The organism is Acinetobacter sp. M5A5_2a (assembly GCF_053345265.1).
The window spans coordinates 123,520-138,422 of record NZ_JBKEZV010000006.1 but is presented as its reverse complement, the minus strand read 5'-3'; the positions used below and the strand labels follow the sequence as shown (position 1 = coordinate 138,422).

Here is a 14,903-nt window from a genome sequence, read left to right as displayed (position 1 = left end):
TACTGGTATTCACAGGAACAAGGCCTGATCATAGCGGGCTAGGTTCGAATATATAAATACATAAATATATAAAACTTGGAGATAACAAGAATGAGTCATTCAAATAATTTGCAGCAGAAATTTCCCGTAGTAGATAGTATTCCTGAGAACGTGCGTCTGCCATCCCAAATTCATCAGCGTGTCTCATTAGTAGATGGTGAGCTGAAGTTGTGGGCTGGTGCAACCAAGAAAACATTGTCCCCAATCTGGACTCAGCAGTCTGATGGTAGTTTGCAGCAAGTTGAGCTTGGCAGTTATCCAATCATGGGTGAGAAGGAAAGCGACGAAGCACTAGAAGCAGCAGTACGGGCCTACAACAATGGTCGTGGTGAATGGCCAATGATGAAAGTTGGTGAGCGCATCGCCTGTATGCAGAATTTCATTCAGCGTATGGTGGAGCGACGAGACCTGATTGTTAAACTGATCATGTGGGAAATTGGCAAGAGCTTGGCTGACTCTGAGAAAGAGTTTGACCGTACTGTCACCTACATGCGTCAAACCATTGATGCCCTGAAAGACCTAGATAATGCCAACTCCCGCTTTGTGATTGCTGAAGGTACCATTGGTCAAATCCGTCGTACTCCGTTGGGCGTAGTGTTATGTATGGGGCCATATAACTATCCGCTGAATGAAACCTTTGCTACCCTGATTCCGGCTATGCTAATGGGCAATACCATCGTCTTCAAACCACCTCAATTTGGTACCTTGTTGTTTGAACCATTGCTGGAAGCATTCCGTGAATCATTCCCGAAAGGTGTGATCAATACCATCTATGCGCCAGGCTCACTGGTGGTGCCGCATCTGTTGGCATCTGGAAAAATCAACGTATTGGCGCTGATTGGTTCTAGCAAAGTGGCCGATTACTTGAAAAAGCAACATCCTAAATCTCACCGTCTGCGTGCGATTTTGGGGCTGGATGCGAAGAATGCTGCCATTATTCTGCCGGATGCCGACTTGGATCTGACAGTGAAAGAGTGTCTGCTGGGTGCATTGTCATTCAATGGTCAGCGTTGTACTGCGCTCAAAATGCTGATGGTACATCGCTCGATAGCCGATGAATTTGTTAACCGCTTAACGGCTGAACTGGCCAAACTGAAAGTGGGTATGCCGTGGGAAAAAGGTGTTTTTATTACTCCGCTGCCAGGCATGCACCGTACGGCTTACATGACAGAAGTCATTGAAGATGCCGTGGCTAAAGGGGCAAAAGTGGTTAATGTAGAAGGTGGTGAATTCTGCAAAACTATGTTCTATCCAGCCGTAGTTTATCCAGTGACTGAAGGCATGAGACTGTATCGTGAGGAACAGTTTGGTCCAGTGGTACCAGTCTCTGTTTATGATGACATTGAAACTGTGCTGGAATATGTTACTACTTCTGATCATGGTCAGCAGGTGAGTATTTTTGGTAGTGACCCTGAGCAAATTGGTCATTTGGTTGATCCGCTGGTCAATCAGGTTTGTCGTGTGAACATTAATTGTCAGTGCCAACGTGGTCCAGATGTGTTTCCATTTGGTGGTCGTAAAGATTCTGCGGAAGGCACACTGTCTGTGCATGATGCGCTGCGTGCATTCTCTATCCGTTCTATGATTGCTGCTAAACAGACTGATGACAGCAAAGGCATGCTGGCCTCTATGGTGTCTGAGCACTATTCTAAATTTGTGAATACCGACTTTATTTTCTAAGCGGTATGTAGTTAAAAAACCAGCCATCGGGCTGGTTTTTTGCTTGTAAAATTTGAATAATAAAATAAACAAAAACGCCTGATTAATATCAGGCGTTTTTGTTTGGAATAGTAGATCGATTATTGACGAATCTGACCGTCACCTAACACAATCCATTTTTGAGAAGTTAAACCTTCTAAACCAACAGGACCACGTGCATGGATTTTATCTGTAGAGATACCAATTTCTGCACCTAAGCCATATTCAAAACCATCAGCAAAACGAGTCGAGGCATTGACAACCACTGAACTCGAATCTACACGAGCCAAGAATTGACGCGCCAAACTATAATTTTCGGTCACAATCGCATCGGTGTGATGTGAACCATATTTGTTGATATGGTCAATTGCTTCGTCTAAACCACTAACAACTTTAATTGCAAGAATTGGCCCCAAATATTCGGTATACCAATCTTCTTCCGTTGCAGCTTTAACAGATGGGCCTAAAATTCGGCGTGTTTCTGGGCAGCCACGTAGTTCAACTTGCTTTTCTGCATAAAGTTCGGCAATGCGTGGTAAGAAAACATCTGCAATCTTTTCATCAACAAGCAGAGTTTCCATCGCATTACAAACACCATAGCGATGAGTTTTTGCATTCAATGTAATAGGTAAGGCTTTGTGAAGGTCTGCTTGCGCTTCGACAAATACATGACAGTTACCATCAAGATGCTTAATAACAGGAATACGTGCTTCATTCGTCACACGCTCAATTAAGCTTTTACCACCACGTGGAACAATGACATCCACATATTCAGCCATAGTAATAAGGTGGCCGACTGCCGCACGATCAGGCGTATCAATTACTTGTACTGAATGTTCAGGTAAGCCTGCTACTTTTAAGCCATGCTTAATTGCTTCTGCAATTGCTTTATTTGACTCAAGTGCTTCTGAACCACCACGCAAAATAATGGCATTGCCCGATTTGATGGCTAAAGATGCTGCTTCTAGCGTGACATTTGGGCGCGATTCGTAAATCATCCCAACGACCCCTAGAGGTACACGCATTTTGCCAATTTGAATACCTGTTGGGCGGTATGCAAGATCAGTAATTTCCCCAATAGGATCGACAAGCGCGATCACATCTTTTAAACCTTGCAACATTCCTTTAAAACGTGCGGGCGTAAGTTCAAGACGATCAAGCAATGCGCTATCGAGCTGATTGCTACGACCTTTATCCATGTCCACTTGATTCGCTGCCAAGATTGCTGCCTGATTATTTTCCAAAGCAGTATAAATAGCAGAGAGTGCATGATTTTTAAGCGAGGTAGAAGCACTTGTTAAGACGCGTGAGGCGTCACGTGCTTGTTGCCCGACTTTTTGCATATATTGTTCAATTGAATCTTGCATAGCCGTTTTTAATCGTTTACCAATGACTACGATAGTAGCAGTCAAATGCGGAACAATGAATGGCTTTTTTTGAAAAATGTGACCGCCATAAAAAAACATTTAAATATTTTGCAAACTATTAGCGACTTAAACAAGATGAGCGGTCATTTGAGCGATTGCGTATATTTCACACAATTGTTTAGAATGTTATTGTGCAATACAAACTAATACAAATTTTAAAGTTTTGTGCATAAAAGATTACGTGTTCAAGAAGGAACTCTTGCAGCATAAAAAAATTACAGCAAGGAGGAAGCAAGGATATGAATTCCATTATTCAAATGGATTCGGAGATAAACCAAGCTTATGCCGGTTTTGGCTTTTTCGATATCTACCATAGAGATAGTTTTAAACAACCTGCTCGTACAACATGGATTGACGGCTGGAAGATTGAATATATGGCGATTGCCGATCCAAAAACGATTCACAATACGCCAATTGTGATTGTGGGCGGTGCTTTCCAGAATTTTAATTCTTATAAATATTGTGTTGAACAATTGTTTGAAAGCGGTCCGGTAATCTTAATTGATTTACCTTCTATGGGTGCAAATCAGCAAATTACCAATCGGGACACAGGAGTATCTGCGGGTACTTTAGAACTACCTGATTTATCTAAAATGTTGGGACGTTGGCTGGATATTGTTGGACTACAAAAAGTTTCCGTTATGGGAATGTCTTTGGGGTCGGTGATAGCCTCTTGCTTTGCTTATCATCGTCCAGAATTAATGGACCGCATGATTTTGATGGGTGTCATGCAAAAGACCCGAAAAAGTTGGCGAATGATTTTGGAAGAGTCTCTTAAGCTCATGCAAGAAAACCGCATGGAAGAGTTTGGGCAAGCCGTGATTTTATATTTGGTGAATCATGCAAAATTAGATAAGACCCGCATGTCGCCTACAGCTAAAAAATTATTTTTTAGGCAAATGGCTGAGTTTACGGGCACAGAGCGAGAGCGTTATGAAATTAACTGTAATCGTCTTTTGCGTTTAACTGACGTGCCAATTCCAGCGTGTAAAACTCTGGTTGCTGCAGGGCAGTACGATAGTTTTACTCTGCCACATGAAAATGCAAATTTTGCTTTGCAATGTCCAGATATGGAATTTGCACTTATTGCAAATGCTGATCATGTACCTCAGTTGCAACGCCGTAAAGAAACCATGAGTTTGTTCACCACTTTCTTGAAAGGGGAATCTATCCAAAATCTGGATGGCATTATTCCCATGACACGTGAACAAATGCAAAAGATGGAACGCCGTGGTGAAGAACGGGTTCGGGTTTTACAGCCAAAAACTCAACTTACTCACCGAGAGTTTGATGTACAGGTGCCAGTGACAATTGTTGATGTCACATTCTTTGGTATGTATTTAAAAATGGATGATGTTTCGAAGCTTGATTTTGTAAATGAACATCCACGTGATTTAGCACTGCATTTAGAAGATGAAGAAGGTACTTTTTCAATTGAATGTTTAATTTTTGAAAGTACAGAGCAGGGGATTCGAGCTTTGTTCAAACATGGTAGTTTTGAACTTGCTGATCGTTTAAGCCGTTTTATTGCTCGTCAAAAACAAACTGTTTAATCTATTCCTTATAGTTGGAAGCTCGTAATTTTCGAGCTTCCAATTTTTTATGCTTATTATTTTGTTTGGCTATGGATTATCCAGACAAGATCACCTAAATGTTGCTCATGATCATTGGAAGGAACTTGCCCAAAAAATATTTGTGGCTGTTCAACTGTGGCATGTTGAAACCCCGCATCTTTAAAAAAATCCTGCACTTCTTGAGGGCTTTTAAAATGAAAACTAAAGGAACTGCGGGACATTAATTTAAGTAGCTTACTACTGTTCCAGATCAGGGTCGCCAGTTTGTTTTTAATTGGTTCAGGGTACAGATCCGTTAAATAGTGGAACGTTTTAAAAGCAGCACCGTAGTGCGCGATCGATTGAATGAGTTGTTTTAATAAATCTTTATCAAAATAGTTAATTAAACCTTCACTAATTACAACCAATGGGCGGTTCGGGTCAAATACTTCAAATGCTTGTGCAAAGGCTTCTGTAAATAAATCAACCGATAAAATTTCAGGCGGATTTTTTTCAATTTGCTGAAGCGCATTTTGTTTGGTTTGTGCCATATCGGGTAAATCAAGCTCCCGATAGGTAATTGAAGGGTAATGCTGTCTAAACCACCATCCGCGAGGGGACAGACCACATGCTATTTCAAGGACTTGTAGATCAGGATTTTCTTGAATTAACTTCTCTAAATGATGATCAAGCATCGTATGGCGTTGTTTGAGAGTGGTGCGCATGCTGCCACCCACATATTTCTCGGCCCAAGATTCTATTGGGTGAACCAAATACGCCAGTGATTTTCCTTTAGCTGTAGCAAGTGCTTCGTGAGAGATCCCCATTTGGTACCAGATATAGCCGGTATAGTGTGCAGTAAAAGAAATATGGCGGTGTTTAGAAAGTTGTTGTGTCATTCGTCCTGAACTCGGTTTATTGTTTTTGTGTGATTTGACTGATGATTTGAACCATCAGTCAAATATGTGCTTAAGTCAATTTAAAACGAATTCTTAAACTCTTCAATGGCTGTTTTGACAGCGTGCCACTCCATTCCTAGCGATAAGGTTTCACCAATCTGAATTTGTGGAATTTGACCGCGCATACGTTCTAAACGCTCTTGGTTTGGCAGAGCAAGTTTTTCGATACCTTCTAGTGCTGTGCATGCTGCATTACGGTCATTACACACAAGCCCCATATCACAACCCGCAGAAAGCGCGGCTTGAATACGTGCATCTGCACCGCCTGCTACACACGCGGCTTGCATAGTTAAGTCGTCAGAGAAAAGTACACCATCAAACTTCAAACGGTTGCGTAGAACTTCTTGAATCCAGAAAGGTGAAAAACCAGCTGGATTTGGGTCAATCTGATTATAAATAACATGTGCTGGCATGAGTGCATCAAGCTGAGGCATGAGCTTGATAAAGCTTTGCATGTCATGATTATAGATTTCATCATAGCTACGGCTGTCAATTGCAGCTGCGACATGAGAATCTGCTTTCACGGAACCGTGGCCCGGGAAGTGTTTGCCCGTGTTTGCCATTCCGGCTTTTTTCATGCCTTGCATAAATGCGCCAGCAAGAGGTGCGATATCCTCAATATTTTTAGAGAAACCTCGGTCACCAATGACATCACTAATTGCATTAAGGTCTAAAACTGGTGCAAAACTGAAATCAATACCTACAGCAAGGACTTCGGTTGCCATGAGCCAACCACACTGTTCAGCTAGCTCAAGTGCTTTTTGAGGTTGGGTAATATAAAGTTCACCAAAACGGCCCATGGCTGGTAATAAGGTAAAACCAGATCTTAGGCGCTGAACTCGACCACCTTCTTGGTCGACAGCAATTAAAATATCTGGACGAATTTGACGCATGTGGTCTGTTAAAGCACGCACTTGTTGCGGAGATTCAATATTTCGTGCAAATAAAATCATGCCACCGACTTGCGGAGCGCGTAATAGTTCAATATCTTCTTGAGTAAGTTCTGTGCCGGCGATATCCAGCATCAATGCGCCAATCATATTGGTTCCATTTGAATTTTGATTGAAAAACAATAAGCGAATTTTGCAATGTTTTGCTACATTTTGTCAGTACAGAATATGATAAAACTACACGGTATAAACAATTTAGTTGGTTAAGATTTTGAATCTGCTTAGTTCATATCGAAAACAGAGCATGTAAGATAGGAACACCCAAGGAAGTATTAAAAATTTATGAAACTTCAAACTATAGCTTGTGCAGTAGCGATCGCGACTGGCGGTTTATTCTTCTCTCATACGATGAATGAAGCGAGAGCAGCAACGAATACTGCTGTGGTTTCTCAATCGATCCAGCCAACGCAAGAGCAGGCTTTGGTGGCCCGCCAACTGGCAACTTTAGTTGATCGCCAACATTATTTGAATATGCGTCTGGATGCGACAACATCAAATCGTATTCTCGATATGTATTTAGATAACCTTGATCCAGATCACTCACTATTTTTAGACGCCGAAGTTCAAAATTATAAAAAACTATATGGTTCAAATTTTGGCGCTTCATTAAAAGCGGGGAACTTAACAGGGCCATTTGCTATTCATCAGCAATATCGTGAACGCTTAAAACAATTTTATGAGTTCATGTTGGCTGAGTTGAAACAACAGCAAAATTTAAAACAGCCAAATAGCTATATTGAAGTTGATCGTGAAAAAGCACCGTATTTTAAAACGACAGCTGAGCAACAAAATCACTGGCGCAAAATGTTGGTTTCGCAGTTAATCAACTTAACCATTAGTCGTGAAGAAGAGCAGGCGAAACAAAAAGCGCTTAAAGAAAACCCTTCACTAGCTGATGGTCAAGACTTAACTGGCCCAGAAGATTTAACACCAGCTCAGACCTTAACTAAACGTTATACACGTCAGCTTGAAAGAATTAGTCGTGTGAAAAGCGATGATGTGTTGGATAAAACATTAAATGCCATGTTGGCGACCTATGATCCACATAGTAACTATTACCCGCCAATTGATGCGATAGAACTTAATCGCCAAACGACCTTGCAACTAGAAGGCATTGGGGTGTCGATTCGTCCAGAGCGTGGCAATGAAGATTACACCAAGATTGAAACCATTGTAGAAGGTGGTCCTGCTAGTAAATCTGGCCAAGTGAAATCAGGAGATCGAATCGTTGGTGTCGCCCAAGAAGGCGAGAAAATGATTGATGTGGTTGGTTGGTCAAGTTCTGAAATTGTTGGGCTTATTCGTGGTAAACGCGGAACGAAAGTAACATTAAAACTTCTTGGTGCTGGTGCATCAATGAGTCAGGCACGTAATGTGACCTTAGTGCGTGATGTCATTCAAGAAGAAGATGCTGGTGTTCGTTCACGCACAGTTGAAGTGACACGTGATGGTAAAAAGCACCTGTTGGGTGTAATTGAAATTCCATCATTCTATTTTGACTATCGTTCACGTCGTGCTGGTCAACAGTACCGTTCAGTTTCGGAAGATACTGCCAATGCTTTTGAAGCGTTAAAAGCGAAGAAAGTAGAAGGTATTATTATTGACTTACGTAATGACCCAGGTGGTTCATTAGAAGAAGTTGCACGTATGCTGGGTCAAGTGATTAAGTCAGGTCCAGTTGTCCAAATTCGTGATGGTAATGGCAACGTTAGTGTTTTTGAAGATAATGATGGTGGTCAACAAATTTACACTGGCCCTCTTGCTGTAATGGTGAACTTAGCGTCAGCGTCAGCGAGTGAGATTTACTCTGCTGCAATTCAAGATTATGAGCGCGGTATTATTATTGGTAGTACAACAACTGGTAAGGGTACAGCTCAGGTACAACTTGATACTCTGGCATACGGTCAAGCGACTTTAACTCAGCGTAAGTTCTACCGTATTACCGGTGGTAGTACACAAAATAAAGGTGTAGTGCCAGACATTAAACTCGTCGATATCTATAACGAAGAGTTTGGTGAACGTAAATCGAAGAATGCGTTGAAGTGGGACACCATTCCTACAGCGCCATTTAAACGTGAAGGTTCTGTTCAACCTTATGTCACAAAGTTGTCTCAGTCTTCTGAACAACGTGTTGCTGTCGATCCTCAGTTTAAATATTTAAATAAACGTACTGCGATTGCTAAGGTTACAAGTGAGCAAAAGCAAGTGGTACTTGATATTGATAAACGCCGTGCAGAATTGCTTGGTTTAGAGAAACAGACTCTAGATGCAGAAAATGAACGCCGTGCAGCAAGTGGCCAAAAGCCTTTTGCAAACTGGGAAAGCTATCAAGCTTCATTAGATGCTCTAGCTGAATCTCGCGCTAAAATGAAAGCATCGCAACGTCCTGCATTGCCAGAAGAAGAAACTTTTGTGACTGAAGCTGCAAATGTACTTATGGATTATGCAAAATTGCAAAATCGCTAAGCGTTATTAAGTTTTAAGAGAAAAGCATACTGTCATCAGTGTGCTTTTTTATTTTTCATGTCAGTAAACTGTCATGCATTTATCATCAAAGTGTCAAAAAAACTGCTTAATCTTTAAGCATGAAAATAAATACATTGATGGATGGCGCTATGCAAAGCTCATACGCGACAGCACTATTAAAACAACAGCAACTTCCTGAAAGCTTCCAATTCTATTTTAAACAAAAGCAGCAGTTGTCTAATACTCACTTACTACATGAGTTGGTTCGCCCGCGTTTAAAAATTGCGATTGTTACAGAAACATGGCCACCTGAAATTAATGGTGTGGCACTTTCATTATTACAGTTATGCCAAGGCTTACAAAAGCAGGGGCATAAGATTTTATTGATTCGCCCAGAACAAAAAGCAAAATGCCATGACTTTACACCAGAGCAAGAATGTCTGGTCATGTCGCAAGCGATTCCAAAATATCCGACTTTACAGTTTGGCTGGCCACAATATTTAAAAGTATCGAAAGCTTTTGAAAAGTTTGTGCCAGATGTAGTCCACATTGTGACAGAAGGTCCTTTAGGTTTAACTGCCATGCAGGCTGCAAAAGCAAAAGCTATTCCGGTTTCTAGCGGCTTTCATTCACCCTTTCAAGATTTTAGCCGATTCTTTGATTTGGCTTTTTTAGTCAAACCGATTCAAAAGTACCTGTGCTGGTTTCACAACAATACTCAAGTGACCTGTGTGCCGAGTAAAGATACTCAAGAAGCATTACGAGGTTTCGGTATTACGTGTCCACTGGTTGTTGTTGGGCGCGGCGTAGATACGACAAGGTTTTCACCAAAGCACCGTTCTGAAAGTTTGCGAAAGCAATGGGACGCCGATGAGAATACTCGCGTTATGCTTTATGTGGGGCGTTTGTCTCCAGAAAAAGAAGTGCAAGTGCTTATTGAAAGTTATGCAAACTTACAAACTGTACAGCCAAATAAAACTAAGTTAGTGATTGTGGGAGATGGCCCAGATTTTGCTCGCTTAAAGTCATTGCCTGAAGCGAAGGGTGTTATTTTTACCGGAAGTCTGAGAGGTCAAGATTTGGCAGTTGCCTATGCGAGTGCAGATGTATTCGTATTTGCGAGTCAAGTTGAAACGTTTGGTAACGTAGTTTTAGAGGCAATGGCAAGCGGTTTGCCAGTTATCGCGTATGATTATGCATGTGCACATCAATACTTAACACATGGTGTGAATGGCTGGTTAAGCCCACTTGGACAAAAAAGCCACTTTATACAACAAATTTATCAGCTTCCTTCAGTACAACAACTTAGAGAAATGGGCGTACAAGCCTGTCATAAAGTACAGCAAAGCGGTTGGCAACTTCCGGTTCAGCAATTGGAGCAGGCATTTTATCAGGTAGTGAAGGAGCCCTCGTTGGACTTCACCTAAGTATCCTAAAATAGGAGAATGACCATGAAATTTAAGAATGCAAAAATAAAAATACTCGATTTAGATTTGAGAGGCTGTTTATATCTTAATAATTTCTCTCACTCACAACGTGTTGCCCTTTTTTTCAAAATCATCAGCCGTGTGGGTGATGGACCATTTTGGTATCTAATGCTGGCAATCGTATGGGGGATGCAAGGCATCACCTATAGCCTGCAAATCATCTACTTGTTACTGGGTGGTTCTGTTGGAACGGCAATCTATAAATTCTTAAAACATAAAACAACGCGACCTCGTCCTTATCAGGTGCATCAGGTGATTGTGCTCGGTGAAAGGCCACTTGATCATTTCAGCTTTCCATCTGGCCATACGCTTCATGCCGTGATGGTGACAATTGTCTTGGGCTATATCCAGCCTGTCCTGCTTGCGGCGATGTTTCCTTTCATGGTGCTCGTGGCATTGTCTCGAATGGTGCTTGGTCTACATTACCCAAGTGATGTGATTGTAGGGGCTTTAATTGGTGCTGCTGTGGCAAGTTTAATTATTTTTGCTGCACCTTTATTGAACATCGCTTTATAAGCATCGGTAATTTTTATCAGCTTAAGCTAACGATTAGGTTTGTGGATTTGCTAAAGTACACAGTTCTTGATTTAGCAGATTAAACAGATAGGAGCCGCTATGGGCTTACGTTGGACAGATACGATTGATATTGCCATTGAATTGTCAGAAGCACATCCAGAAGTTGATCCGCAATGGATTCGTTTTACCGATTTACATGCATGGGTATGTGCTTTACCAGATTTTAATGATGACCCAAATAAATCGACAGAAGGATTGCTAGAAGGGATCCAAATGGCCTGGATAGACGAAGTTCGCTAAAAACAGTAGAAAAAATCGCAACTTTTACACATACAAAGCTGATTATTGCCTATGACATCGGTATAATGCGGCAAATTTTTTAAAGTTTAAATCTTAAAATAAAGGAGCCACTCATGGCTATTGAACGTACTTTGTCTATCGTAAAACCTGATGCAGTGTCTAAAAACCACATCGGTGATATTTTTGCTCGTTTTGAAAAAGCGGGTTTAAAAATTGTTGCGACTAAAATGAAACACCTTTCTCAAGCTGATGCTGAAGGTTTCTATGCTGAGCATAAAGAACGTGGTTTCTTTGGTGACTTAGTTGCATTCATGACTTCTGGTCCAGTTGTAGTATCTGTTCTTGAAGGCGAAAATGCAGTTCTTGCACACCGTGAAATCTTAGGCGCTACAAACCCTAAAGAAGCAGCTCCTGGCACTATCCGTGCTGACTTTGCTGTAAGCATCGATGAAAACGCTGCTCACGGTTCTGACTCAGTTGCTTCTGCAGAGCGTGAAATTGCTTACTTCTTTGCTGACAACGAGATCTGCCCACGCACTCGTTAATCGAAAGCATTCAAACCAGATAAGTGGTATACTACTTATCTGGTTTTTTTATTCTCTCAAGAGAATATTGTTTGATTCTTGAACAATATCTTCAGTTTTTTGACATGGTTTAGGTAAATACACATGAGTTCTGCAGAGGTCGTTTCATCTGAAAATCTTGATGGACAGCAGCAATCTTCGTCCACGCTGGTAATCCCTGCTGCCGAAAATAAAGTGAATTTACTCGGCATGTCTCGTACTGAATTAGAAAAATTCTTTGAAGACATTGGTGAGAAAAAGTTTCGTGCCGGACAAGTCATGAAATGGATGCATCAATACTTCATTACTGATTTTGCTGAAATGACCAATATTTCAGGCAAATTACGTGAGAAGCTTGAACAGATTTGTGAAATCAAGGCGCCTGAAGTTGTTCACCGTCATTATTCAAAAGATGGCACACGTAAGTGGGTTTTTCGCGTGGGTGATGGTGCAGGATCTTTGGTTGAAACTGTATTAATTCCTGCTGAAGATAAAACAGGCTTGCGCAAGACTTTGTGTATTTCGTCACAAGTAGGCTGTGCATTGGACTGTTCATTTTGTTCAACAGGTAAACAAGGTTTCCAACGTGATTTAACTCCAGATGAAATCATTGGACAACTCTGGATGGCAAACTATTCTTATATGGAAGAAGTACCCGTTGCTGAGCGTGAGCGTTCAGTGACTAATGTCGTGATGATGGGTATGGGTGAGCCATTGCTCAACTATGATGCCGTATTAAGCTCCATGCAGATTATGCTTGATGACTTTGCCTATGGCATGTCTAAGCGCCGTGTGACTTTATCAACATCAGGTGTTGTACCAAAAATTGACCAACTTGCAAAAGACATTGATGTTGCTTTAGCAATTTCTTTACATGCACCAAACGATGAATTACGTAACGAATTAGTGCCAATTAATAAAAAATATCCATTGGCTCAGTTAATTGCAGCATGTCAGCGTTATATTGCCAAAGATGGTAATGAAAGTTCGCGTAAACATGTGACTATTGAATATGTGATGTTAGAGGGCGTAAATGATCACCCTGAACATGCACAGCAAATGATTAAATTATTAAAAAACTTACCAAGTAAAATTAATTTAATTCCATTTAATCCGTTCCCGCATGCGCCATATGGTCGCTCAAGCCGAAATCGAATTATCTCGTTCCAAAAAACTTTGTCTGATGCTGGATTTGTGTGTACGATTCGTCAAACACGTGGTGATGATATTGATGCTGCATGTGGACAGTTAGTCGGTCAAGTGGCTGATAGAACTCGTCGTGCTGAACAGTGGCAGAAAAAAGTCACACAGCGTCAAGAGATTTTGCGAACACAAGGATAAATTGAGGGCAGGCTTTGAGTACTCCAAAGTTAAAAACGGTATTTTGTATGGGAGTTGCAGTTGCGCTTTTGGCAAGTGGTTGCCAGACAACGCATACGCAAAAAAAAGACCCAGAAAAAGCGGTAAAGGTGCGTACACAACTTGCTGCTGAACATATCCGTTCAGGTGACTTGGATTCGGCAAAGCGAGCTCTTGATCAAGCCTTAAGTGTAGATAGCCGTGATGCAACGGCAAATATGATGATGGGTATTTTACTACAGCAAGAAGGTAGTAAGCCGAACTTAGAAAAAGCAGAACATTATTTTAAACGAGCAATTTCATCTGAACCAGATAATGCTCAAGCACATAATAACTATGGTACTTATTTATACCAAATGGAACGCTATAATGATGCGATCGAGCAATTTCGTATTGCTGGTACAACATTAGGGTATGACCAACGCTATCAGGCGCTAGAAAATCTGGGGCGTATTTATTTAAAATTGGGTGATGTTGCGAATGCTGAAAAAACATTCAAGCAATCACTCCTTGCTAACCGCGACTCTTATATTTCAATGTTAGAGTTAGCGGAAATTTTTTATTTGCAGCAGCAGATTCCGGCTGCTACACAAATGTATGAGCAATATGTTCGTACAGTGGGGCAGAAAAATCAGGGTGCAAGAGCACTTTGGATTGGTGTAAGAGTGGCTCGAGCCAATGCGGATAAAATGGGAATGCAAGTGTTAGTAAATCAATTACGTGCCTTGTTCCCAGAAAGTCCAGAATATCAACGTTATTTGCAATTACAGTATAGTACTGAGGCCGTATGGAAATAAATCCTAATTCACAGCAGCCAACTGGCTCAAGCTTACCGACTTCTGCTTTAGGAAATATTCAACGTCCTGGTGAGTATTTACGTCAAATTCGAGTTGCTCAGAATAAAGAGTTAGGGCAAGTTTCTTCAGATCTAAACATGCCGGTCAAAACTCTAACCGCTTTAGAGCAAGATGATTATAAGTCATTGCCAGAAGCGACTTTTATCAAGGGTTATTACCGTTCATATGCAAAATATCTAAATACAGATGCGACGGCAATTATTCAGCGTTTTGATGAGATTTATGCAAATGATACTGGGCTTTTACCAAATCATGCCTTAAATAACTCACCAATTAAAATCATGGGTAAACTCCCAGGTTCTAATAGTGACCGTAATAAGAAATGGTTAAAGCGCGCACTGCTTGCAATTTTGGTTATTGCTGTTGTGTCATTGATTGTTATGGGTATTCAAAAATGGACTTCAAAGAAAGAAGATGCTGATTTACCTAAAGTAAATCAATCTAATGTTGAAGTTTTACCTATGAAAGGAAATGCCACCTCAACAGTGGGTGATCAATTGGTGCTAAACTTTAACCGACCAACTTCTGTTCATATTGTTGATGCAACAGGTAAAGTTTTGGCGACAGGTCGTCAGTCATCAACTTTAAATTTAAATGGTGAGTCTCCATTTCAGATTCGTCTTGATGATGCAACTGCTGTGTCATTAAGTTTAAACCAAGAACAGATTTCATTGTCTCCATATACGGTAAACGGTAAAGCTGAATTCCGTTTATCCCGCTAATACCATG

At 41.0% G+C, this 14,903-nt stretch carries 13 protein-coding genes; 10 read left to right on the top strand and 3 right to left on the bottom strand.

What is annotated here, in order from left to right; translation table 11 throughout:
- Positions 1-90: 90 nt before the first annotated feature.
- Positions 91-1,719, top strand: coding sequence for an NADP-dependent glyceraldehyde-3-phosphate dehydrogenase (locus tag ACLBWE_RS09420; RefSeq protein WP_205469912.1), 1,629 nt, complete (start codon positions 91-93; stop codon positions 1,717-1,719).
- Between the two features lie 119 nt (positions 1,720-1,838).
- On the opposite strand, the gene ACLBWE_RS09415 is transcribed toward ACLBWE_RS09420, so the two are convergent.
- The gene (locus ACLBWE_RS09415; RefSeq protein ID WP_003654861.1) at positions 1,839-3,104 is read right to left on the bottom strand and encodes a glutamate-5-semialdehyde dehydrogenase; all 1,266 of its coding nucleotides are present in this window, start codon (positions 3,102-3,104) and stop codon (positions 1,839-1,841) included.
- A 299-nt stretch (positions 3,105-3,403) separates the two neighbouring features.
- Between ACLBWE_RS09415 and ACLBWE_RS09410 the strand changes: the two genes are divergently transcribed.
- Positions 3,404-4,717 carry an alpha/beta fold hydrolase gene (locus ACLBWE_RS09410; protein WP_416659241.1) on the top strand — a complete coding sequence of 438 codons (1,314 nt, stop codon included), beginning with the start codon at positions 3,404-3,406 and terminating at the stop codon, positions 4,715-4,717.
- 56 nt (positions 4,718-4,773) lie between these two features.
- On the opposite strand, the gene ACLBWE_RS09405 is transcribed toward ACLBWE_RS09410, so the two are convergent.
- Both ACLBWE_RS09405 and nagZ read right to left on the bottom strand, forming a co-directional pair.
- A complete protein-coding gene (locus tag ACLBWE_RS09405; protein WP_447602514.1) occupies positions 4,774-5,616 on the bottom strand; it encodes a class I SAM-dependent methyltransferase in 843 nt (280 codons plus the stop codon).
- 80 nt (positions 5,617-5,696) lie between these two features.
- Positions 5,697-6,716: a beta-N-acetylhexosaminidase gene (nagZ, locus tag ACLBWE_RS09400; RefSeq protein ID WP_447602512.1), complete on the bottom strand. Its 1,020-nt coding sequence runs from the start codon at positions 6,714-6,716 to the stop codon at positions 5,697-5,699.
- Positions 6,717-6,908: 192 nt separating this feature from the next.
- Here nagZ and ACLBWE_RS09395 point away from each other — a divergent pair, with 192 nt between their 5' ends.
- The 8 genes from ACLBWE_RS09395 (at position 6,909) to ACLBWE_RS09360 (ending at position 14,896) form a co-directional block, all read left to right on the top strand.
- A complete protein-coding gene (locus tag ACLBWE_RS09395) occupies positions 6,909-9,092 on the top strand; it encodes a carboxy terminal-processing peptidase (protein ID WP_427961597.1) in 2,184 nt (727 codons plus the stop codon).
- A 137-nt stretch (positions 9,093-9,229) separates the two neighbouring features.
- Positions 9,230-10,519 carry a glycosyltransferase family 4 protein gene (locus ACLBWE_RS09390; protein ID WP_447602721.1) on the top strand — a complete coding sequence of 430 codons (1,290 nt, stop codon included), beginning with the start codon at positions 9,230-9,232 and terminating at the stop codon, positions 10,517-10,519.
- A 24-nt stretch (positions 10,520-10,543) separates the two neighbouring features.
- A complete protein-coding gene (locus ACLBWE_RS09385; protein ID WP_003654868.1) occupies positions 10,544-11,095 on the top strand; it encodes a phosphatase PAP2 family protein in 552 nt (183 codons plus the stop codon).
- 99 nt (positions 11,096-11,194) lie between these two features.
- On the top strand, positions 11,195-11,395 hold the full coding sequence (iscX, locus tag ACLBWE_RS09380; RefSeq protein ID WP_003654869.1) for a Fe-S cluster assembly protein IscX: 201 nt from the start codon (positions 11,195-11,197) through the stop codon (positions 11,393-11,395).
- A gap of 113 nt (positions 11,396-11,508) precedes the next feature.
- A complete protein-coding gene (ndk, locus tag ACLBWE_RS09375) occupies positions 11,509-11,940 on the top strand; it encodes a nucleoside-diphosphate kinase (RefSeq protein ID WP_003654870.1) in 432 nt (143 codons plus the stop codon).
- A gap of 123 nt (positions 11,941-12,063) precedes the next feature.
- Complete coding sequence (rlmN, locus tag ACLBWE_RS09370; RefSeq protein WP_003654872.1) at positions 12,064-13,299, top strand: 23S rRNA (adenine(2503)-C(2))-methyltransferase RlmN; 1,236 nt, start codon at positions 12,064-12,066, stop codon at positions 13,297-13,299.
- A 14-nt stretch (positions 13,300-13,313) separates the two neighbouring features.
- Entirely contained in the window at positions 13,314-14,114 is an 801-nt protein-coding gene (gene pilW, locus ACLBWE_RS09365) for a type IV pilus biogenesis/stability protein PilW (protein WP_003654874.1), read from the top strand.
- Positions 14,105-14,896 (top strand): helix-turn-helix domain-containing protein, encoded by a 792-nt coding sequence (locus ACLBWE_RS09360; protein WP_004641111.1) that lies wholly within the window; start codon positions 14,105-14,107, stop codon positions 14,894-14,896. Before pilW ends, ACLBWE_RS09360 begins: the two co-directional genes overlap by 10 nt.
- Positions 14,897-14,903: the final 7 nt, after the last annotated feature.